Below are 22,168 nucleotides of genomic sequence, written 5' to 3'. Positions count from 1 at the left end.
AAACTTATAACAACAAAAGACCACATTTGAATCTTAACATGAAAACACCTAATTTTATACATAACAAAAAACCAGAGAAGTTAACTTCTCTGGTTTAATTTATTTTTTAAAAACTGTCAACCTATTTTAGGACGACTCATATAGTTAATACATAATTATTGATGTATTTTTTATAACTTAGTTGAAACTAATCAAAACACAAATTAATGGAGATTTTAGAGTATATCCTTATTGCCTTAAAAGCAATTGTTGGTTTAAGCATTTTAAATGTATGGTTAATACAACCTAATAAGAATACAAAATGGAGAGGTGGAAATGCAACAACTATTGTTGAAGAATTTGAGGCTTATGGTTTATCAAAAACCTTTTGTTATATAATCGGTTTTCTAAAAGTAAGTTTAGCCTTAATTTTATTAGCTTCAATACATTTTAAATCATTAGCTTTAATAGGTAGTTTAGGACTTACATTACTATTATTAGGCTCAATACTAATGCATTTTAAAATAAAGGACGAGCTATACAAGTCATTCCCAGCTTTTTTGTTTGTAGTAATGAATCTTGTAATTGCCTATATTTCATATTAAAAATAAGTACTATAAGTTTTAATAGCAATACATAAATTTAAGACAGCGAATGTAAAAGCTGGCGAAGATTTTATAAAATTATCTTTAATTTTAAGCCTCACTATAAATCCTGCTAACATAAGTAACGCCAAACCTATTGACGATACAAACAATAATACTGGACTAAAATAGAGACCAATAACTAAGCCTATTGCACCTAATAGTTGCAGAAGTCCTGTTAACCTTCTATACTTTTCTAGATGATAACGCTTAAACTCTAAAACAATAAACTCAGATACAAAGCAGTTTATTCCAAAATATATAAACGCTAAACCCGAAAACCACGTTAATGTTGTAAGTAAATCCAAAATTTATGTGTTAAATTTTATAAGTTATTAATAATTAATTTAACAATATAGTGCTTTACAGAATAGGTTTATTAATAGTTTAGTTTTAAAATCAATATATCCCTTAATCCCAAATATATATTGTAATGGTATTTATCGTTACCTTTAGTAATTAACCAGAATAGTATTGACTCTCAATACGTCATAATAAAGTGATATGCTAAAAAATGTTTTATTAGATCGTAATATTTATGCTTCAGAAGAACATAAAATGATGCGCGACATGATTCAGGATTTCATTACTAATGAAATTATTCCTCAAACTGAAACTTGGGAAAAAAACGGAATGGTAAGTAGATCAATTTGGGAACGCGCTGGAGCATTAGGTTTATTGTGTATAGATATACCAGAAGCGTATGGAGGCAGTGGTTTAGACTTTAGCTTTAGTGCCTTATTTATCGAAGAATTAGGTAAAAAAGCAGTGAGTGGACCAGGTTTTTCGTTGCATTCCGATATTGTAGCACCTTACCTGTTAAAGTATGGAACCGAAGCTCAAAAACAAAAGTATTTACCTAAAATGGCAACTGGCGAAATAATTACCTCTATTGGTATGACAGAACCAAACTGTGGTAGCGATCTTAAAGCGCTTAAAACTACAGCTACAGACAAAGGCGATTATTATTTGGTAAACGGACAAAAAACTTTTATTACCAATGGATTTATGAGCGACATGAGTATAGTTGCTGTAAAAACCAATAAAGGCACAAACAAAGAGGGTGTGTCTCTATTACTTATGGAAAGTAATTTTGAAGGTTTTGAAAAAGGCGTACCTTTTAAGAAAATTGGTATGAAAGCACAAGATACTTGTGAGCTTTTTTTCGATAATGTAAAAGTGCCAAAAGACCATTTATTAGGAGAAGAAGGCAACGGATTTAAAATTATGATGACAGAATTAGCAAGAGAGCGACTAACAGTTGCACTTAACGCTATTGGTGGAGCAGAAGGAGCCATTGAAAACACCATAGAATATACCTCTACCAGAACCGCTTTTAAGCAACCTATTGCTAATTTCCAAAACACACAATTTAAATTAGCAGAATGTGCATCGCAATTACAAGTGCATCAAGCGTTTTTAGACCGTTGTACACAATTATTAGCTAAACATAAATTAACTCCAGAAAGCGCTTCGATAGCAAAATACTCGGCAACCGAAATGCATAGTAGAGTAGTAGATGAGTGTTTACAACTCTTTGGTGGTTATGGTTATATTTGGGATTACCCAATTGCTCAAATGTATGCAGATAACAGAGTAGCCAGGATTTATGCTGGCACCAACGAAATTATGAAAGTACTTATCGCTCGTGGTTTATTTAAAGAGTTATTTGCTGAAATGAAACGCGCTAGAAAGCAAAAGTAGATTGATTATTTTTTTAAACCTATAACAATAGTGGCTTTAAAACCTCCCAAACATTTTTGGCTACAATTTTATGACCTTCAACATTAGGATGAATACCATCTCGCTGATTTAAAGACGCTATTCCACCAACATTTTCTAAAATAAACGGAATAAATTCTATGTTGTTTTTTGTCGCAATGTCTTTAAAAAGTGCTTTAAATTCAGTAGTATATTCGCTTCCCATATTTGGTGGCAATTGCATACCTGCAAGAATAATAGTGGTTTCGGGACTTTTTTCTTTTACAGTAGTAATTATAGCTTGCAAATTAGAACGTGTTTCGGTTAAAGCAACACCACGTAACCCATCGTTTGCACCAAGTTCTAAAATAAAAATATTGGGTTGTTGTTTGATTACCCAATCTATTCTACTTTTTCCTCCAGCAGTAGTTTCTCCACTAACACCAGAATTAATTACAGTATACTCCAAGCCTAAGGAGTCTATTTTTTGTTGTAAAACGCCAGTATAAGCCTCGTTAGTATTGTCTAAGCCATAACCAGCAGTAATACTATCTCCAAAACATAAAATAGTTTTAGTGGCTTCTTTAGTAACACTTTCAGAGATTTTTTTTCCTGAAACTGTATCTTGAGATTGTGTTACAGGCTGTTGTGTTTTAGTGGTAGTTTCAGTTTTAGAATCTCCACAAGACACTAAGAGCAACACAGTAATAAAATAACAAAACTTTAAGAGTTTACGCGCTTTTAGGCTTGCTACAGTTAAATACAATCTATAATTTTGAAGTTGAGACATAAGTCGTGCTTTTTAAATAAAAATTTACATGTCAAAGATATTAAAGATTACTGGTTTAGAGAAAACTTATACTAGTGGTAACAAACAATTAACGGTTTTACAAGACATTAGTTTTAATGTCGAAAAAGGCCAAACCTTTTCTATTGTTGGACCATCAGGAAGCGGAAAGACAACTTTGCTTGGACTTTGTGCTGGTTTAGACCAACCAAATAAAGGAACTGTAGAATTATGTGGCGTTAATTTAAATGGTTTAAATGAAGACCAACGTGCACAATTACGTAATGAAGAAGTGGGTTTTATATTTCAGAATTTTCAATTATTACCAACACTTACAGCATTAGAAAATGTGAGTGTTCCTTTAGAATTACAAGGCTCTAAAGAAGCAACTTTAAAAAGTAAAACATTATTAGAAAAAGTAGGTTTAGCCAATAGAGTACACCATTATCCATCGCAACTCTCTGGAGGCGAACAACAACGAGTAGCATTAGCACGAGCCTTTGCCAATGCACCTTCTATTTTATTTGCCGATGAGCCAACTGGGAATTTAGATGAAGAAACAGGCGAAAAAGTAATAAAATTACTATTAGACTTAAATAAAGAAAACGGAACCACTTTAGTGATCATCACTCACGATTTAGAGTTGGCCAACAGAACACAGCAAATATTAAAGCTAAAAGGCGGAAAAATAGAGACTAATCAAACGACCAACGTGCTGTGAAAAACTCCAAATTAAAACCAAATTTACAAGTCGCGTGGCTGTTTAAAATGGCTTGGCGAGATGCCAAAGCGAGTAAAGTGCGTTTAATGTTGTTTATGGCTTCTATAATTTTGGGTATTGCAGCTGTGGTTTCTATTCAATTATTTAGTACCAATTTAAAAAGCAATATCCAGAGTCAGTCTAAAACCATGATGGGAGCCGATTATATAATCGATTCCAGGCAGCTACCAACCGAACGTGCACAAGCGATAATAGATTCCTTAAATCCTGATGCTTTCGAGGTGAGTTTTGTATCTATGGTTGCTTTTCCTAAAAATGGAGGTACAAAATTAGTAAAGGTTCGTGGTTTACATGGCGACTTTCCGTTTTATGGTAAATTACAAACCCAACCAGAATCTGCTGCTAGTAACTATCAACAATCAGGAGGAGTTTTGGTCGATGCTACTTTAATGCTTCAGTTTAACATAAAACCAGGCGATTCTATAAAAATTGGAGAGCTCACTTTGCCAATTGCTGGAGCCTTGCAATCCATACCTGGAAATTCAGCAATATCAAGTGCTGTGGCTCCATTGGTAATCCTTCCTAACCGTTTTGTTGACGCTACAAAATTATTACAATTTGGGAGTCGTAAGGAGTACCAGTATTTTTATAAAGCCGCAGACACCTTAAATTTAAACCGACTCACCAACACATTAGAGCCACTTTTAGAACTAGAAAATGCCGATATTAAGTCGCATACCAATGTTACAGAACGCTTAGGAAGACGTTACGATAATGTAGGTAAGTTTTTAAATTTAGCCGCTTTTATTGCCTTATTGTTAGGCTGTATTGGTATTGCAAGTTCGGTACATATTTACATTAAAGAGAAATTAAAAGCCATTGCTGTATTAAAATGTATGGGAGCGTCTAGGCTTCAAAGTTTTCTTATTTTTCTTATTCAAATTGCAGCAATTGGTAGTATTGGAGGTGTCATTGGGTCGTTAATTGGCATTGGATTACAAAGCTTGTTTCCGTATCTTTTAAAGGACTTTTTGCCTTTCACTTTAGACATTACAATATCTTTTCAACCACTATTAATTGGTGTCTTTTTAGGGATATTCATGTCGGTTTTATTTGCCTTATTGCCTTTACTTCGTACGTGGTATGTGTCGCCTTTAGACGTTTTGCGAGTGGATGAAAATGCAGCGCAAGAACCGTTAAAAACACGTCTTTTGGTGTTTGTAGCCATTTTGCTCTTTTTGTTTTTATTTTCATTTTGCCTCATTAAAAGCCTGGTTTATGCAGTACTATTTGTAATTGCTACAGTCATCACATTTATGTTACTTGCTGGTGTTGCATTTCTGTTTATTAAAACAATAAAACGCTTTTTCCCAAAACACTGGAGTTTTACAGCACGCCAAAGTCTGTTAAATTTATTCAGACCAAACAATCAAACCGTTGTATTGGTGGTTGCTATTGGCTTAGGGACGTTTTTAATAAGCACTTTATATTTTACAAAAGACATTTTATTATCTAAAACCGAAGTCGATAAAAGCGCACAAAATGCAAATGTGATCATTTTAGATGTGCAACCTAATCAGCGTAAGGACGTTGCACAACGTATTAGTACTAAAAATTTACCAGTACTTGATAATATTCCGTTAGTGACCATACGTATGCATAGCATTAAAGGCCGTTTAGTTAGTGCTATTAGGCAAGACAGCACGCGCCAAATACGTAATTGGGTTTTAAATCGCGAATTTAGAACGACCTATCGCGATTCTTTAGCAGCTTCAGAAACCATAACGCAAGGCAAATGGATTCCAGAAATTAATAAAGGCGAACCTGTGTATATTTCCATTTCAGAAAGTCTGGCATTAGATGCTAATTTAACAGTTGGAGATCCTGTAGTGTTTAATATTCAAGGTGTGTTAATGGAAACAACAGTTGGTAGCATAAGGCAAGTCGATTGGTCGCAAATACAACTCAATTTTTTAATACTTTTTCCAAAAGGTGTTTTAGAAGAAGCACCACAGTTTAATGTCTTAACCACTTCGGTACCAGACGAAGCCAGTTCTGCTGACTTACAGCGCGATTTAGTCAATCAATTTCCAAACGTCTCTATTATAGATTTAAGGCAAGTATTTACGCTCGTAGAAAACATATTAGATAAAGTGTCGTGGGTTATTAATTTCATGGCCTTTTTTAGCATTTTTACAGGTATTATAGTATTAATTGGCTCTGTACGAACCAGTAAATACCAACGTATAAAAGAAAGCGTTTTGTTAAGAACACTTGGCGGAAAAAACAAACAAATACTAAAAATAGCAGCCTTAGAGTATGTGTTTTTAGGTCTTTTAGGTAGTTTAGTTGGTATTCTATTAGCCTTAGTTAGTAGTTTTTGTTTGGCACTCTTTGTTTTTAAAGAACCGTTTGTGCCATCGCTCCTTCCTTTTGTGGTGTTTTTACCAGGAATAACACTATTGGTATTAGCCATAGGCCTTAGTAATATTCAAACCGTTTTAAGAAGCTCGCCTTTGGAGGTGTTGCGTCGGGAAGGATGATTTGTAAACGTTAAAAGCTAAAGTTGTTATTATAGTTTTTTTAAGAAAGTGATTTTTAAAAGTTTCCTCTATGATATTAATGGAACACTCTTTTTACGAAGCGACGATAGGAGAGAAGTGGAATGTGTGTGGAATGATTATAAATAAATTATCATTCTTACAATTACGGTTTTCCTACAAATATATTCCTACAAAATTACTATATTTAAACTCTCCCTATTTAATTAATTATATAAGCAAAATTGTTTTATGGATATATATATGAAACACAATTATGTTTTATATTACTATAGAGTAACCACCTAAAAAATAAATTTAAAAATTAATAATATTAATGGCAGAAGAAATAACAATATATTTTGATAGTCCTAAAGATTTTCTTCCAAAAAATATACGTCCATTAAACGGTATTGCTGGATTGTATTTCATTTTTAGCAAGTCAATAGATATCAATTATCCGTTTGACAAATCTAAACTATTATACATTGGAATGAGTGAAAAGAAAACCAATAGTATTGGTAGTAGACTTATTGGTCATTATGATGGTAAGTCTAAAAATGTTGGATTACTAAATTATAGAAAAACTGAACCATTATTATTTACTTATATAAATTTTGAAATGCTACGCAGTAATTGGGAGTTTAGAATAGAAGATTTAGAAAGCTATTTTTTGTTAGATTTTGTTGATAAATATGGAGTATACCCCATTTGCAATAATAAAACTGGTTTTGAGATTTTAAATAATACATTAACAACCCAATTTAGTATTAATTGGGAATATTTTAAATAAAAAAAAATGAGCAACGATGTAAAATCAGGTCAAGAGATATTAGATGACTTCTTTGAGACTTTAGAGTCAATTAAAGGTGTTGACCCTAAAATTTCTCAATTAATAACTAAACTTTATAACGAGGACTCGTTAACAGATAGGTCTATAAAAAATGGTCTTGAACAATTACGAATAAATGAAAAGGATGAAAATGAAGCTTAAACAAATCGACATAAAAGGATTACGAGGAGTAAAAGAAGAATTATCATTAGAATTAAATGGTAAATCAATTGTACTATATGGAGATAATGGTATGGGAAAAAGTAGTATTTCTGATGCTATTGAATGGTTTTATACAAATAAAGTAGCACATTTAGGAGGTATAGAAATTGACCTTAAAGATGCGCTTCGAAATGCTTCTTTAGATGAAGATTTTGTTTCAGAAGCTGGCTTAAAATTTCATAAAAAAAGTGATTATGATACAGCGAAAACTCTTTTCACTAAAAGAGGAAAATTAGAACAGGATTTTACAATAAAAACCGATTTAATAAAACAATATATAATTGATTCAAAGGAAGAAAACTTACTACTTAGATATAAGAGTCTGAACGATTTTGTCGATAACACTAAAGGAGACAAACTAAAATATTTATCAGATATTATAGGTTTTTCTGAAGTTACCAAGAAAAAAGAAGTATTAAGGAAAGCATATACGTCTATAAATACAGAAATAAAGAATCAAAATTATGAAGGTCAAATAACTAACGAAAAGACAAAACTAATTAGTAAAATTGGTGCAGCAGTTAGCCAGAACAAAGATTTTTTTGACATTATAAACAAGAAAATAACACCTTTAAAGACTAAGATTAAAATTGAGAGTTTAGAAGATTTAGATGCTTTATTGAAACATCTTAAATCTGCCACAAATGAAAAGCTTGTTAAAGAAAATTCCTTTCTTGAAAAAATTCAAATTGCAGCTTATGGACTTCAATCAGAAATAGTAAGTATTAATTCAAGTTATCAATCGTTTTACGATGAATTTCAAAAAATCGCAGCAGATGTTGAAGGTATAATGAAAATTTATATTGGAGAACTTTTGAAATTTGGAGATAACGTTGTTCAAAAGTATCATAAAGAAGAAAGTTGTCCTCTTTGTTTACAGCCTAAAAATATAGACGAACTGCGTTCTGAAATTGCTGAAAGACTTAAAGAAATAGGTAAATCATCAAAAAAATTGGAGACTTTTAAAAAGGCTCAGGAGTTAGTCAAAAGCATTAGCGTTGAAAGAATTAAAAGAATCGATGCACTATTATTAGATGATACATTTAAAATGCCTGAAAATGAACAACTAAAAAAAGATTTAGAATTTATAAAAAAGAAAATTCAATTAATAGAAACTGCTAGTTTAACAAAGGTAGCTTCTGGAGATAAAATTCCAGATGTGAACGGGATTTCTTTTAATATTTCTGACTTTTTATTTTTGAAAAAATTAGATGATAGAATTAAAAAGCTAAAAGAAGCAATCAAAAAGGACAATATAACCGAGATTTATGCAAATATATCTGCATCTAAAGACGCTTTCCTAAAAATCAAAACATTAGAAAAAGAGCGAAAAAAGCTTGAAAAACAAAGAAATTCACTTTCTATTATTTATAATGAATTTGTAAAAGTACAAAAGGAAGGTCTTGAGAATTTTATCAATTCATTTTCGACTAAAATAAATGAGTACTATCAATATATGAATCCGGATGAGCCTTTTCAGGAAATAAAGATTGTGACGATGGGAGAGGAGGATGAGTTAAATGGTATTACAATAGAATACAAATATAATGGAGATTGGGTTTCTCCACCACAGAAGTACTTTAGTGAATCACATCTTAATTGTTTTGGGATTTCATTCTTTTTAGCCTCAGTTGATGCATTCAATGATATAAACGAGTTTATTGTACTAGATGATGTAATTTCAAGTTTCGATTCAAATCATAGAAAGAGATTTGCAGAGTTGCTTTTTGAAAAATTTTCGGAATATCAATTAATTCTGTTAACTCACGAAGAAGAATGGTTTAGAAATTTTGTAAAACCATTGGCAAAAAAAAATGGTTGGCTTGTAAATGAAATAAAATGGACTGAATCAAAAGGCACGCATTTTGAAGAATCTCAAGGAGATATCAAAGCAAAAATTGAAAGAAAAATTTCAGAATCAGAAGTAGATGGATTAGGAAATCCATTAAGACAATATTTAGAACATTCCCTTAAAGACATTTGTATTAATTTGGATGTAAAAGTTAGTTTTAGACCCAATGAAGTAAATGAAAAAAGAATGCCAGATGAACTTATTAGTGAATTAAAATCAAGAATAAAGTCAAAAAGTAAAGATTTACAAACACATTATCCAACTATAGATAGAATTGCTAATTCCTCTATTTTAGGAAATTTACTTTCACATGACAATCCATTTAATCCAAAAATTGGAGATTTAAAAGCTTTTTGGGCAGATATTCAAGAAATGGAAAAGATTTTCTATTGTCAAGAAATAGATTGTACAAAACCAAAAGTTTCATGGAGAAATTTAGATACTGTAGAGAAAAAGATAAGATGTGGTGGATGTGGTAAAACAAAATATGATTGGAAATAGTACCATTTGACACTAAATAAAAAATGAAAATTTAGAAAACCACATTACTTATGGGAGGTGCAGCAACAAATTCAGGAATTAATTATCAACAAAGAATAGCAGCTTTAGTACTAGCTTCTCAATATTCTGAATTTGATTTATCATTAGCTTTTGGAATAAATAAATCATTAAAAATTAATACTGTCCATTTTGAAACTGATGAACCAATCGATGATTTAAAAATAATCTGTGAAGACCAAAAATTATTCTTACAAATTAAAAGGTCTTTGTCATTTCAAACAGATGAAAATAGTGATTTTTATAAAACTATAAAGCAATTTATTAATCAATACATTTCTAAATCTAGAGAAGAAGCATATCTATTAATTACTTCTCCTCAAACTTCTAGAACGATTACTCAAGATTTTAATAAAATTATAGAGTCTATTCGATTGAATGATATATCATTTAAGAATAACCCTTTAAATAAATCTGAACAAGATACTTACGAAAAATTTAAAGATTTATTTTTTCTTATTTATGAGGAAAAGGCAAAAAATAAGCCATCTGAAAATGACTTTATTGATTTTTCAAAAAAGATTTATGTAAGCATAATAGATATAGAAAAAGGAAGACCAAATGAGCAGGTTGCATTAATATTGCTTAAAAGCATGAATCTCATTGACCCAAATTTAGTTTGGAGTACTTTAATAACTAACTCATTAGAATATGCTAGAAACAGACAATCGGTAAGTACTACAGCACTAAAAAATTTGTTGAACCGATATATAAAAAAAGAAAATAAAAGTCTTAATAAAGATGATGATTTCGATGAAATGTTCAAAACAAAAATTATTGAAGAAGGACGTTTTTCTGTTGCAAAAGAAGTGTTACTAATTGAATCAAAAGATTTTGGAATTAAAGATGCTCAAAAAAATGATTATTTGATAATTGAACTTTTTCGATTTGATGATGAAGGAAAAATTAAGCACACTTTCCAAGGTAATAAAATGAAACTCAATGGAACTAAAGAGGAAATTACTGTTTTACATCGGTCAGCAACATTTGATGGAATGGAAAGATATCTTTTAGACAATAAGAAGTTATATGAGAATAACAAAATAGCTATAATACCAGCAAATGATATAGATGAAGTAGAAAACACTCCAGTTGCAAATCTTCATAGAAAATATTTGCAAAATCTTCAAGATACTAATAAGGATATTATGAAGTGTTTACATTGTGATAAAATTGTAAATCGTAAAACAAGTGTATTGGTTGAAATTGATGATTTAGATTCAAAACCAGCATTAGGCGTAGTTCATCCAAGATGCGTAAGAGTAATTGATAGAGTACTAGGTTTGACTAAATACCCAAATAAACAAAATACAATTTCCATGTTAAACGAATTTGATTTCAAGAATTGGGCAAAATTAATGATGAAAGGACAAGGTCTTATAAATCAACTTCGTTCTTCAAATTTAAAAGACAAACTACAACCAATTGCTTGGAGTAGTGAAGATAAAAATAATAGGGAATTTGATTATTGTCTTAAATATATAATGAAAGATGAAAATATCCCTACAATCTATATGAGAGATAGAGGTAAGATTCATAGATTTAGTAAAGCCAATGCACTAGAAACAAAACAACAATTTGATGAGAGCATTGAAAAAGGAATAAAAGAAGAAAATCCAATAGGTTATACCTCCAAAAATTTAATGTTTGGAAATTATAATCAACTAATAGAAATAAAAGATACTGACGAAAAAATATTGGAAGTAGTATCAATTGAGATTTGTAAGTATAGTAAGTTATTAGAGAATTTAGATAATTCTATAAACTATTATTCTCCAATCTGTATTTTAAAAGATAAAAAAGAAAAAGCTTTACTGAACTTTGGGGAATTAGTACCTCTTATTTCCGACCCTTTAACTTTAGAGAACATATGTGATACTTGGAAGAATTTAGAACTAGAGTTTAATATTGAGGATTTTGAACTAGAAATTATTGAAAGTGATTTTGATTTTGATAATCTTATGAGATTCTTTTTTAGAGATAAAATGGTGCCAGTAATAGACCCACAGTTTAATAAAAAAGGAGAAGTCGTGAAAGGAGACAGACTGGTTCATTTACAAGAATTGCAATCAACCCAAGTATCAAAAGAAAAAACAGGAACTATTGTTAATAATCCTACTTGGAAGAAAGGTGATTTAGTTCGTCTAGAATTGCCATCAATAACCAATGGTAATTATCCCGAAGGCATTCTTTTAGAAGATGAATTAGTTGATGAAGAAGGGATGCATGTTGCTATATTTAGACCTATTGAAAATGGTGAACATTTGAAAGATTTAGCTTATTCAATACCAACAAAGTTTTTATTTAAACTAGAATCTTAATATTGACCTCATAAAATTTTGGTAAAACAATAGGAGAGTCGAGCGTAGATATTTTAGGGGTTTAGAAATAAAGTTTCTTAAGAGTTTAATAACACACAATTACGTCAAAGCTATCTTAATTTGCTACAATGTTTCCTAAAATATAGCGTAACGAACCGTAATTGTTTCCAAAAGTTTATGCAGTCTTGATTTTTTTGTTTCTTTTTTTATCAAGAAAAAAAGAATTAATGAAACCATCAGAAGTTCAAAACATTAAATTCTATTTTACATAATATTAATAGTTTATAATTAAAAAAGTTTAAATAGCAACGAGAATATAATAAGTGCTTGGAATTTTATTTTTCTTAAAATTTAAGCTCTTATGGCATGCCACGAGAATCGCTTAAAAAAAAATATTATCTATAAATACTCAATTACGAGAATTTTGATAACAAACTAAAAGCTAGCTTTTTTTTGGCGCTGGCAAAGCGGTTGGAAATTGTGTTTAAAAATAAATGCATATAAGGCATTTAAATTTTTAAAAAGCAATCGAGCGCATTGGCATGCGGCTATTTTACATAACGGCTAATTATAGTTACATAATGTTTTAAAAAACTCTGCGAAGCAAACCGTTTCTAGTTTAATGACCCAAGTTCCAATTATTCTTATGAAAACGAATGCCTCTGGGATATTTTACATAATACTACATTATAGCTATCAAATGGATAAACCACTCTTATTAACTAAGCAATACATTTGTACTATAATTTATATTATGTAAAATAGAAAACATCAAACAACCTTCAACTCTCAAATTGTATTAAAAGAATTGATACTTAATCAATCCTTTTAATAGTATGTAAAATAGAAAACGTCAAACAAACTTCCACCTCTAAATTGTATTAAAAAAATTGATACTTAATAAATTTATTAAATAGCATAAAATAAAAAAATTTAAACCAATACAACCACAATTACATTTCCCACATATAAGTCAAGATTAAATTTCTCAAACACATAAATTCATTTTATATTTAAAACTTACTAATAAAAATGAATCCAAAACCAGAATACATTTATATTGCCTTTGATGTGTTTCCTTCTCAAAAAGGTGCTGCAACTCATATTAACCATTGTCTCAAAGCATTACAAAATACATTCGATACTGGATTGCTTATTTGTTTGGGTAACGACGAGATGCCTTCGTTTCAATACGATTCAAACAGGCAATTATACGTGTATCGCTGGAAAGAAAAAATAGTCAATTTTCTGGAGCGTACTCAAAAATTTCAGGATACAGTTACTAAACTCTTACAGCTTCCGCTTTGCGAAAACGTTCAATTAATACATTTTAGAGATATTTGGGGCGGATTTCCTGTGCTTCAACAACAAAAACACTATAAAACACTTTTTGAAGTTAATGCTTTTCAGCATATAGAATTACCCAATCGTTATCCTCAAATTAGTGCTTCTGTTTTACATAAAATTAAAGCGATGGAGCAGTTTTGTCTCTCTAATTCCCATGAAATCATAACACCTTCTAAAGTAACACAACACTTTATAAATCAAGAATTTACTATTAAAAATAATATAATTCATGTAATACCTAATGGTGTAACAATTTATGATTTTAAACCCTTACCAAAACACCACACTAACCACTCACCTTTTATTTTATATTTTGGAGCTTTACAGAAATGGCAAGGTATAAAAACGCTATTTAAAGCTTTTAAAGAGCTTAGCGATATAAATGTGAGATTACGACTCTGTACTTCTGTTCCCGAAAAAAGAACGCTTCATTTTAAAGACTTAGCACACAGTATTGGTGTTGCAGATCGTGTAGATTGGTTTTATGAGCTGGATAAACCAACGCTCGCTAGCCATATTAATGCTGCAGTTTTAACGGTTGCACCTCTCGCCTCTTGCAATCGTAATATCATACAAGGTTGCAATCCCTTAAAAATATTAGAATCTATGGCTTATGGTACTCCTGTTGTTGCCAGCGATATTCCTGTGGTTAGAGAACTAATTGATAACCATAAAACTGGTGTTTTAGTGGCTCCTGATCGACCAGAACACTTAGGCAGAACCTTAAGAACTCTCTTAGAACAACCTGATATTTTAATAGCAATGGGGAAGCAAGTAAAACAAAAGGTTAAAAATAATTACCTTTGGGAAGATCAAGAACTAAAAATGAAAACCATATACCAAAACTTACTCTCCTATGTTTGAAAAAGAACTGCTTATTGATGGGAAAGCGTTTTCCGAAGGAAAGATTATTAGCGCAAAACGACCAACAGAATACTGGCTAGCCTTTTTTAAACGCTATGTATTATCGTATTCTAAACCAAAATTCCATGCTTGGTATGTTGTATTTGCTATTCCTGTAATTGTTTTCTTTTTGCTCTTTTTTAGTGGTATTGATATAGAATTAGTATTTATAATTTCCTTTGCTACAGTAATTGGTTGCATAATAATTGGTGGAATTATGAGTATGAAAGCTAAACAAGAACTAGTTCCTGTTAATGCTTACCACGAACTGGCAAAATTTATTATTTCTATAAAAGGAGATATTTATAAAAACCGATTTGATATGCGACTAAACTCTAGTGGTATCGAAGAGGATAGTAATTTATTAGATCCCAACGCAATTGGTTTAGTAAAGCGACATCGTACTGTGTATAAACCTTACGAGTTAGAGCGTTTTAAAGCACATTTTATCCTTAAAGATGGTAGTGTTTGTAGTTTGGCACTCAAGCAAGTCTCTTTACGCGTAACGACTACAAAACGTCGTAGTAGCGGAAAAACAAAAACGAAAATGAAGCGTAAACATAAGTTTTTTCATCTGTTAACGCTTAAACTAAAAGATTCAGATTATAATCTCTTTAATGCTGAACCATCACTAATGAGTAACGAGCGTTTTGAAATTGTTTTGCATACCGAAAATGGATTTCATTTTGTTAAAGTAAAAGCGAAAGAAAAAGTGAGTAATATTCCTTCTGAGCTTAGACCAAATACAACACATAAACCGTCGTTATATACCGAAATGATTGAATACCTTTTAGAGCATAAGATAATGACGCCAACCACAACCAAAACACTAACACCATAAAATAGGCCTATGAATTGTCAACAAAAATCTGGCGTATTTTTAAACATAGAATGCCAGAATACAAAACAACAAACTTGTTCAAATTGTGAAAAAGAAGTTTGCGACACGCACAGTCTCCATTGGGAAACCACACTATTTTGTGAGGATTGCTATTGGGAACATTTTTTAATATCCACAACACAGAAACAGATAACGCATTTAAATAATTCTAAAGACGATGTTTTAATTTCAACAACCGCTTTTCCGTCAAAATCAGCATCTAACACTACTGAGCAAGGCGGCTTTAAAGACGGTTTTGGAGGTGGAGAATTTGGTGGTGGAGGCGCAAGTGCTGGCTGGACTGAAGGCGATATGCAAAGTTTGAATGAAACCGATAACCAAGGTGGATTTTTGTCTGATACTGACGATACTTTTTTTTATAGCTAAATTCTAGACATGAGAATCACTTGGTTTACTGAAAATTATCCTCCAAACAAAGGAGGCATGTCTAGAAGTTGCGATCGTATTGTGTCTAATTTACGAGCGCATCATACTGTAGATGTATTTCATTTTACCAATAAAATTGCACCATTTCTAACGGAAGCTCATGAGAATGGCTCCTACACTTCGGTGCCTATTTTCGAAGATGCTTCGCACACACTTAACCTATTGTGGTCTTTTATTACTAACCAAAAAAATATTGAGGAGAGTACTGTTTTTATAGGTTTTGGGAGTCATTTATGTCTTAAAGGCATCACACTTATGGCCAATTGGCTACAAAAACCTGTTGTAATTTGTTTTAGAGGAAATGATTTCGATACAGCAATATTTTCGCAAAAAAAACAAGAGGTAATATATACCATTAAAAATGCCTCTGCAATTGCTTGCGTTTCTACTGAAAAAGTGAAACGCATACAACACATGAAACTTAATGAGAATGTTTATTTTACACCAAATAGTATTGATTTTACACAGTGGACGATTTTAGATTCTGATAATCAATTAGCCAAAACCTTAAAAGCAAGATTAGAGCTCAATGAAGGGACTAAAATTATAGGTTTAGTTGGTTTTTTAAAACCTAAAAAAGGGATTGATTATTTTATTCGCACACTTCGGAAATCGCAAATATCAAAAACGGTACATCTGCATATTGTTGGCGAAATAGAACCACATATAGAACAGGAATTAATTAAGTTTAAACTCTCCTACTCCAAAGTATTACCAACATCTAAGACCGAACTTATTGCTAATTATTTGGTTTGCGATGCTGTTGCAATCCCTTCTATTTACGATGGCATGCCTAATGTTATTTTTGAAGCTGCTGCTTTGCAAGTTCCTATAATAGCTTCCAAAGCTGGTGGAATTCCAGATGTGTTAACAAATAATACTGCTTTTTTATTTGATGTTTTATCCGAAAATTCTTTACTTGAAGCTTTAGCTGAATTTGATAGTGCAAAAGTTGAAGCATTAAGTTCTAAAACAGCGCTTTTAAAAGCAAGAATTGACACCTCATTTTCGAGCAAACAAGAAACACAACATTACTTAGATATATTTAACGCAATAACCAAAAATTATGAAAATTAAAATCACCACGTCGCTACTCCTTTCCCTCTTTTTTATGAGTGTTTTACTCTCTTGTAATTCTACTACAAAAAATACAACACAAACAGAAACAACGACTACAAGTGTTAAAAACACTGGTAATGCGGAATCGTACTCGTCTAAAATGACGAAATCTGACAAGAAAAAATATTACGATAGTAACGATAATGTGGTTTACGAAATAAAGTACAAGCCAGATGGTTTTAAACTAAGAACAGCCTCGTCTCAACTTTTATGGAAAATTAAACTGTATGATAATAAAGTAAAGATTAGCGATAATGAAGAAAACTTAAACCCTTACGAAATTAAATTAGGAGGTACTTACGTTGCTAAATTGGTTAAAAACGAAGAAGATTTAGCACGTACAGCTTACGATTTAGAAACAAAACAACAAACTATTGCGTCTCCAGGCGATGCACAACCTGATTTTTATTCTACCTCCTACTCGCCTAGTCTATTGGTAAATAGAATTCCTGAAATTGCAGAAGACCAAAAACAAATACTTATTAAAGAGCTTAAAGCGAAAGGATATTAATGCACGTTTTTTATGTTCAAGGTGGAGGATTAGGCCATTTAACACGTATTGATAAACTTATAAAAACACTAAATATCCAAAAGGACAGTGTAAAAATCATTACACCTTCAGTATTTACGTCGTATTTTAAAACCTATCAATTTGTAACATTATCTTGGAAAGTTACTCCAAGTGAATGGACCAAACAGATTAGTCAAGTTATTGCAACAACTCCAATAACTACCTTTTATATCGATACCTTTCCTTTTGGACTAAAAGGAGAATTAGAAGCTATTTATAGCACTTTCCCTAATCTAAACTACGTTTATGTGTCTAGAATTTTAAAATGGGAAACCTATTTACAAGTAGCTTCAGTACAATTGCCAATTGCTTTTACAAAGTCTATTCTTTTAGAAAACTTATACGATACTCATTTACAATGGATTATCGCAAACTCTAAAGCCTGTTTGGAGTTAACTCTTAAAACAGAAGACTTTACTCCTATTCCATTTTTAAAAACACCTTATGTAATGGTTGTGCATTCTGGCGGAATTGCAGATGTTTTAAAGATTTGTAAACAAGCGATTAACGAAAACAGTTCAGATTTAAACCTTAGTATTGTTGTGTTTACACAAGTTGACATTACTATTGAAGCAGAAAAGGTATTAGTTTATACTGAAGCATTTCCTGTAAATCAATATTACCAACACGCTCAAAAAATTTATACAGCTGCAGGTTTTAATAGCATCCAAGAGTTAAAATCGTATAAAGGTAAGCATGTTGCTATTCCTTTAGAAAAGCTTTACGACGATCAGTTTTTTAGAGTATCAAAACTCTAATTAATTATAAATTTAGATCTTGTTTTGTCAGGTTGAGCGCAGTCGAAACCTTTTTATTAATTGAAAATCCTTCAGTATTTATAACAAAAAAAGTCTTGTAAGATTATTAAAACCTTACAAAACTAAAATCTCCTATTAGTTGAGAAGCTAGTCTAATGTCAGGTTGAGCGCAGTCGAAACCTTATGATTCTAATAAAAACCATTTGTATTTTCAACAAAAAAACCTGTCAAGTATAAATACCTAACAGGCTTTGAATAAAATTGTATATTTCAAAACGTTTAAAAGATTTATGGTCTTCCTTTTAATCTCACTTCAATCTTTTTTTTCTTTGCAGTTAAACGCTTCATGATATCCATAAGGTCTGCATCTTTAGTTTTTTTATACACTTCGTTTAAAGCCAAAATAAGTCGCTTCGCCTTTCTAGAGGCTACTACTCTGTCGCTTGTAGACATATTACTCATTTTTTCTTGCTCAAACGCTAGTGCTTCATTTATTAATTCCATAGTGTTTCATTTTATAATGCATAAATATACTTAAACAACATTTGGTAATGGTACGTTAACTATTGATAAAACAAATTTTACTATCGAGCTTAATTATAAATAGACCTCATAAGCAAATTTAGTCACTTTTATTTATTCTAAAATAGTTGTTTCTAAAAAAAGAGCCACAATTAATTTGTAGCTCTTTCTTCAATTAAAAAGTAGAAAAACTCTACATCTTATTTCCGTAAATATCTAATTCAATAACTGGTTTACCTAGTTTTTTAACTTCAGCAAATTGTGTGGCTTTATCACCAACAACTACGTAAATCATGTCTTCTTCATTTAAATAAGTAGAAATGGTAGCCTTATAATCATCTAAACTCATATTTATGAGTTCGTTTTGATTATCGACTAAAAACGTTTCAGGTTTATCGTATTTACTCATTTCTCTAAGAATACCAAGCTTTGCGCCTAAACTCTCGTAGGCTCTTGTATTTCCTTTAAGTATTTTATTTTTAGTGAGTTCCACTTCTTCTTTGCCAAAACTAGAACTATAATTATTAAGCATGTCTTTAATAATATCTAACGATTTTAGCGTAGCATTAGCTCTAACACTCGTTCTTACAGTAAAAGGTGCGACTTGTTGTGTAGATGAAATCCCAGAATAAGCACCATAAGTATAGCCTTTTCCAATTCTTAAGGTTTGGAATAAGCGTCCGCTAGATCCACCTCCTAAAATCTCGTTAGCAAACTCCAACTTATTTGCTTGCTTATCGTTGGCAGATAATGCTAGTTTACCAATATATAACACAGATTGTTTAGCGTTTGGAACATCTATAAAATAAAGGGTTCCTGCTTTGTTATTAGTGGCATCTACAGTGAGTTCTGGTAGAGCTACACTATTAGTATTCCAATCGTTTAAAGTGCTTAACGCATTTTTAGTTTCGCTTTTGGTTAATGCTCCTGCAATATGAAATTTAGCGTCCTTTGGACTCAAATTTTTGTAATAGGCTTTTAAATCGTCTAAAGTGATGTTTTTTGTAGTTTCTAAAGTTCCAGCTCCTGGTAGTCCAAATCTATGAGTATCTCCATAAACTAACTTGTTAAATGCCATTGATGCAATAGAATTCGGGTTGGCCTCACGACCTTTTAAACTGGTTTCTAATGCCTGTTTTAGTCGGTTAAATTCCTTCTCATCCCAACGTGGTTCTAAAATAATTTCTTTAACTAAGGCAATGGTATCCTCAAAATTTTTAGCCAAACAAGAGCCTGTGATATGAAAATCTTCGCTAGCACTATACATATTAATAGAAGCACCAAGTAAACCAATAGCTTCCTCTAAATCTGCTGGTGTTTTAGTAGCTGTTCCTTGCATCATTATATCCGAAAATAAACGAGATAATCCTTCTTTTCCTTTTGGATCTAATAATTGACCACCAGGAATGGTAATATCGAATTGTACAAGAGGCACTTCATTATTTTCTATACCATATAATGCCAAGCCATTGCTGAGTTCTCCAGTCCAAATTTCTGGTGATTTAAACAAAGGTAATTCTCCAAAATCAGGTTCGCTTCTTTCAAATTTACTAGGTGTTTTTTCGTAAACAGCCTCATCGCCTTGGCTTACTTCTTCATTAGCCACATTTTGCTTTACCTCTTCTTTCCAAACGCTCGCTTCATTAGAGTCTGCAACAGCTAACTCTAATTGGCCTTTAGGGACAACGCTTGTCATCACATAATTTTTGTCTTTAATATATGTGTTGTAAACACGCATCACATCTTCTGCAGTTACAGCATTGGTAAGTTTTGCTGTTTGGGTAATATAACCAGCATCACCTTTAAACTCATTGTCCTGTACCAATTGAAACGCTTTATTTAAGACTGTACTTACACCTTGGTATAAATTGGTTTCTAGTTCTGCTTTTATACGCTTTAAATCGTCGGTATTTACGCCATTGGTTTCAAAACGTTGTAAGCCTTCATCAATACTAGCTTTAACTTTATCTAAGTCTGTTGCAGCATTGGCTCGCACTCTAAACACAAATTCGCCAGCTAATTCACTGCCAGATTGATACGTACTAACGTTTGGTGCAAGTTTTTGCTCTTCTACAATAACTTGGTATAATGGCGATTTTTTACTTCCGCTTAATAATTGTCCTAAAATTTCTAGTGCGTAACCATCTTTATGATATTCTTCAACAGTTGGAATAACCATGCGTAATTCTGGTAGTTTCGCAAAATCATCTTCAAAATATAACGCTTTTGTTTCGGTAAGCGTTACTGGCTTCGGATTCATTTTTTCAACTTCTGGTCCACTTGGTATTTCGCCAAACCACTGCTCCACTAATCGTTTAGTTTCTGCAATATCAATATCTCCTGCAATAACTAAGGACGCATTACTCGCTCCATAATATTTTTTATAAAAGGCTTTTACATCATCTATAGTAGCCGCTTGTAAATCTGGTAAAGCACCAATAACAGTCCAACTGTAAGGATGTCCTTCTGGATATAGGTTTTTTCTAATAATCTCATCTGTGTAACCATAAGCAGCATTATCAACACGTTGACGTTTTTCGTTTTTTACCACTTGCTTTTCACGTTCTAAAGCAGCTTCGGTTACCGTATTTAACATGTATCCAAAACGATCGGAATCAATCCACAAAATCTTTTCAAAAGCATCTTTAGGAACTACTTCGTAATAGACTGTTCCATCACTCCAAGTTCCTCCATTACGACTTCCTCCCCATTCTGGGATCATTTTTCTGTTAGCTCCAACAGGCACGTTTTCAGAATCGTTAAAACTCATGTGCTCAAAAAAGTGCGCAAAGCCAGTTTTTCCTGGCTCTTCTCTATTAGAACCAACATGCATCATTGTGGCAACTGCAACTATTGGGTCACTATGGTCTTGATGAAGGATAACCTCTAAACCATTATCTAAAGTAAATTTTTCGTAATCGATTTTAAATTCTTTTTCTGTTTCTGAGGATTTATTGGCATTAGAATCTCCACAAGCAACTAGAAATAAAGTACTTAATAAAATGACAAATTGTAATCTTTTCATAATTGAATTTTATTGAATTGTTGCCTAAAGATACTTATAATTATTTTTCTCATAATTTTATATTAAAGCATTTTTTAAAAACCGAATTGTTACGTATCTTTAAATGAAACTTAAATACTAAACTTATGGATATAAACTTTGAATATCACGACGTAAAATCTAGTGAAAAACTAGAAACGTACACAGCCGAAAAACTGCAAAAATTATTTAATAAATACGAATTTATTGTACGTGCAGATGTGTTTTTTAAAGTAGAAAATACAGGAGACGATAAAACAGGAATGATAACAGGAATACGACTTAGTGCTCCTGGACCTCGTTTATTTGCTGAAGATAGCAAGGAAACATTCCATAAAAGTGTATCGGAAGCTGTTATACAGTTAGAACGACAACTCTCTAAGCGTAAAGCTAAAATGCGAACACACTAAAAGCATATAAA

At 31.6% G+C, this 22,168-nt stretch carries 19 protein-coding genes; 15 read left to right on the top strand and 4 right to left on the bottom strand.

Features of this window, described 5'->3' with window-relative positions; genetic code table 11:
* Positions 1-206 precede the first annotated feature (206 nt).
* Positions 207-584 carry a DoxX family protein gene (locus ACVC5O_RS13780; RefSeq protein WP_452222067.1) on the top strand — a complete coding sequence of 126 codons (378 nt, stop codon included), beginning with the start codon at positions 207-209 and terminating at the stop codon, positions 582-584.
* Here ACVC5O_RS13780 and ACVC5O_RS13775 read toward each other — a convergent pair.
* Complete coding sequence (locus tag ACVC5O_RS13775; protein ID WP_452222066.1) at positions 581-931, bottom strand: DoxX family protein; 351 nt, start codon at positions 929-931, stop codon at positions 581-583. The genes ACVC5O_RS13780 and ACVC5O_RS13775 overlap by 4 nt on opposite strands.
* A 196-nt stretch (positions 932-1,127) precedes the next feature.
* On the opposite strand from ACVC5O_RS13775, the gene ACVC5O_RS13770 reads away from it, so the two are divergent.
* Positions 1,128-2,327, top strand: coding sequence for an acyl-CoA dehydrogenase family protein (locus ACVC5O_RS13770; protein WP_452222065.1), 1,200 nt, complete (start codon positions 1,128-1,130; stop codon positions 2,325-2,327).
* A 19-nt stretch (positions 2,328-2,346) separates the two neighbouring features.
* On the opposite strand, the gene ACVC5O_RS13765 is transcribed toward ACVC5O_RS13770, so the two are convergent.
* Positions 2,347-3,114 (bottom strand): arylesterase, encoded by a 768-nt coding sequence (locus ACVC5O_RS13765; RefSeq protein WP_452222064.1) that lies wholly within the window; start codon positions 3,112-3,114, stop codon positions 2,347-2,349.
* Between the two features lie 28 nt (positions 3,115-3,142).
* On the opposite strand from ACVC5O_RS13765, the gene ACVC5O_RS13760 reads away from it, so the two are divergent.
* The 12 genes from ACVC5O_RS13760 to ACVC5O_RS13705 all read left to right on the top strand — a co-directional run bounded on the left by ACVC5O_RS13760 (position 3,143) and on the right by ACVC5O_RS13705 (position 18,182).
* A complete protein-coding gene (locus ACVC5O_RS13760; protein WP_452222063.1) occupies positions 3,143-3,832 on the top strand; it encodes an ABC transporter ATP-binding protein in 690 nt (229 codons plus the stop codon).
* Between the two features lie 47 nt (positions 3,833-3,879).
* Positions 3,880-6,375 (top strand): ABC transporter permease, encoded by a 2,496-nt coding sequence (locus tag ACVC5O_RS13755; protein ID WP_452222070.1) that lies wholly within the window; start codon positions 3,880-3,882, stop codon positions 6,373-6,375.
* A gap of 334 nt (positions 6,376-6,709) precedes the next feature.
* Positions 6,710-7,165, top strand: a complete 456-nt coding sequence (locus ACVC5O_RS13750) for a hypothetical protein (protein WP_452222062.1) — start codon at positions 6,710-6,712, stop codon at positions 7,163-7,165.
* A 6-nt stretch (positions 7,166-7,171) separates the two neighbouring features.
* Positions 7,172-7,366 carry a hypothetical protein gene (locus ACVC5O_RS13745; RefSeq protein ID WP_452222061.1) on the top strand — a complete coding sequence of 65 codons (195 nt, stop codon included), beginning with the start codon at positions 7,172-7,174 and terminating at the stop codon, positions 7,364-7,366.
* A complete protein-coding gene (locus ACVC5O_RS13740) occupies positions 7,356-9,779 on the top strand; it encodes an AAA family ATPase (protein ID WP_452222060.1) in 2,424 nt (807 codons plus the stop codon). The genes ACVC5O_RS13745 and ACVC5O_RS13740 overlap by 11 nt, the downstream gene beginning before the upstream one ends.
* 50 nt (positions 9,780-9,829) lie before the next feature.
* Entirely contained in the window at positions 9,830-12,157 is a 2,328-nt protein-coding gene (locus ACVC5O_RS13735; RefSeq protein ID WP_452222059.1) for a hypothetical protein, read from the top strand.
* A 1,032-nt stretch (positions 12,158-13,189) separates the two neighbouring features.
* A complete protein-coding gene (locus tag ACVC5O_RS13730) occupies positions 13,190-14,368 on the top strand; it encodes a glycosyltransferase family 4 protein (RefSeq protein ID WP_452222058.1) in 1,179 nt (392 codons plus the stop codon).
* The gene (locus ACVC5O_RS13725; protein WP_452222057.1) at positions 14,361-15,248 is read left to right on the top strand and encodes a hypothetical protein; all 888 of its coding nucleotides are present in this window, start codon (positions 14,361-14,363) and stop codon (positions 15,246-15,248) included. Before ACVC5O_RS13730 ends, ACVC5O_RS13725 begins: the two co-directional genes overlap by 8 nt.
* Positions 15,249-15,257: 9 nt before the next feature.
* On the top strand, positions 15,258-15,674 hold the full coding sequence (locus ACVC5O_RS13720) for a hypothetical protein (RefSeq protein ID WP_452222056.1): 417 nt from the start codon (positions 15,258-15,260) through the stop codon (positions 15,672-15,674).
* A gap of 9 nt (positions 15,675-15,683) precedes the next feature.
* Positions 15,684-16,811 carry a glycosyltransferase family 4 protein gene (locus ACVC5O_RS13715; RefSeq protein WP_452222055.1) on the top strand — a complete coding sequence of 376 codons (1,128 nt, stop codon included), beginning with the start codon at positions 15,684-15,686 and terminating at the stop codon, positions 16,809-16,811.
* Positions 16,801-17,364: a hypothetical protein gene (locus ACVC5O_RS13710; protein WP_452222054.1), complete on the top strand. Its 564-nt coding sequence runs from the start codon at positions 16,801-16,803 to the stop codon at positions 17,362-17,364. Before ACVC5O_RS13715 ends, ACVC5O_RS13710 begins: the two co-directional genes overlap by 11 nt.
* Complete coding sequence (locus tag ACVC5O_RS13705) at positions 17,364-18,182, top strand: hypothetical protein (RefSeq protein WP_452222053.1); 819 nt, start codon at positions 17,364-17,366, stop codon at positions 18,180-18,182. Before ACVC5O_RS13710 ends, ACVC5O_RS13705 begins: the two co-directional genes overlap by 1 nt.
* A 288-nt stretch (positions 18,183-18,470) precedes the next feature.
* On the opposite strand, the gene ACVC5O_RS13700 is transcribed toward ACVC5O_RS13705, so the two are convergent.
* Together ACVC5O_RS13700 and ACVC5O_RS13695 are read right to left on the bottom strand one after the other, a co-directional pair.
* A complete protein-coding gene (locus tag ACVC5O_RS13700; RefSeq protein ID WP_452222052.1) occupies positions 18,471-18,686 on the bottom strand; it encodes a hypothetical protein in 216 nt (71 codons plus the stop codon).
* Positions 18,687-18,897: 211 nt separating this feature from the next.
* On the bottom strand, positions 18,898-21,729 hold the full coding sequence (locus tag ACVC5O_RS13695; protein ID WP_452222051.1) for a M16 family metallopeptidase: 2,832 nt from the start codon (positions 21,727-21,729) through the stop codon (positions 18,898-18,900).
* A 125-nt stretch (positions 21,730-21,854) separates the two neighbouring features.
* Here ACVC5O_RS13695 and hpf point away from each other — a divergent pair, with 125 nt between their 5' ends.
* On the top strand, positions 21,855-22,157 hold the full coding sequence (hpf, locus tag ACVC5O_RS13690; protein ID WP_452222050.1) for a ribosome hibernation-promoting factor, HPF/YfiA family: 303 nt from the start codon (positions 21,855-21,857) through the stop codon (positions 22,155-22,157).
* Positions 22,158-22,168 lie beyond the last annotated feature (11 nt).

It is taken from the genome of Lacinutrix salivirga (assembly GCF_053604675.1).
This window is presented reverse-complemented; position numbering and strand designations above follow the sequence as displayed.

Bases quoted from the DNA above. Each gene is read 5' to 3' on its own strand.
- ACVC5O_RS13700 (WP_452222052.1), bottom strand. From the start codon at position 18,686: ATGGAATTAATAAATGAAGCACTAGCGTTTGAGCAAGAAAAAATGAGT.
- ACVC5O_RS13705 (WP_452222053.1), top strand. From the start codon at position 17,364: ATGCACGTTTTTTATGTTCAAGGTGGAGGATTAGGCCATTTAACACGT.
- ACVC5O_RS13765 (WP_452222064.1), bottom strand. From the start codon at position 3,114: ATGTCTCAACTTCAAAATTATAGATTGTATTTAACTGTAGCAAGCCTA.
- ACVC5O_RS13695 (WP_452222051.1), bottom strand. From the start codon at position 21,729: ATGAAAAGATTACAATTTGTCATTTTATTAAGTACTTTATTTCTAGTT.
- ACVC5O_RS13710 (WP_452222054.1), top strand. From the start codon at position 16,801: ATGAAAATTAAAATCACCACGTCGCTACTCCTTTCCCTCTTTTTTATG.
- ACVC5O_RS13760 (WP_452222063.1), top strand. From the start codon at position 3,143: ATGTCAAAGATATTAAAGATTACTGGTTTAGAGAAAACTTATACTAGT.
- ACVC5O_RS13770 (WP_452222065.1), top strand. From the start codon at position 1,128: ATGCTAAAAAATGTTTTATTAGATCGTAATATTTATGCTTCAGAAGAA.
- ACVC5O_RS13740 (WP_452222060.1), top strand. From the start codon at position 7,356: ATGAAGCTTAAACAAATCGACATAAAAGGATTACGAGGAGTAAAAGAA.
- ACVC5O_RS13780 (WP_452222067.1), top strand. From the start codon at position 207: ATGGAGATTTTAGAGTATATCCTTATTGCCTTAAAAGCAATTGTTGGT.
- ACVC5O_RS13755 (WP_452222070.1), top strand. From the start codon at position 3,880: ATGGCTTGGCGAGATGCCAAAGCGAGTAAAGTGCGTTTAATGTTGTTT.
- ACVC5O_RS13720 (WP_452222056.1), top strand. From the start codon at position 15,258: ATGAATTGTCAACAAAAATCTGGCGTATTTTTAAACATAGAATGCCAG.
- ACVC5O_RS13715 (WP_452222055.1), top strand. From the start codon at position 15,684: ATGAGAATCACTTGGTTTACTGAAAATTATCCTCCAAACAAAGGAGGC.
- ACVC5O_RS13750 (WP_452222062.1), top strand. From the start codon at position 6,710: ATGGCAGAAGAAATAACAATATATTTTGATAGTCCTAAAGATTTTCTT.
- hpf (WP_452222050.1), top strand. From the start codon at position 21,855: ATGGATATAAACTTTGAATATCACGACGTAAAATCTAGTGAAAAACTA.
- ACVC5O_RS13735 (WP_452222059.1), top strand. From the start codon at position 9,830: ATGGGAGGTGCAGCAACAAATTCAGGAATTAATTATCAACAAAGAATA.
- ACVC5O_RS13730 (WP_452222058.1), top strand. From the start codon at position 13,190: ATGAATCCAAAACCAGAATACATTTATATTGCCTTTGATGTGTTTCCT.
- ACVC5O_RS13745 (WP_452222061.1), top strand. From the start codon at position 7,172: ATGAGCAACGATGTAAAATCAGGTCAAGAGATATTAGATGACTTCTTT.
- ACVC5O_RS13725 (WP_452222057.1), top strand. From the start codon at position 14,361: ATGTTTGAAAAAGAACTGCTTATTGATGGGAAAGCGTTTTCCGAAGGA.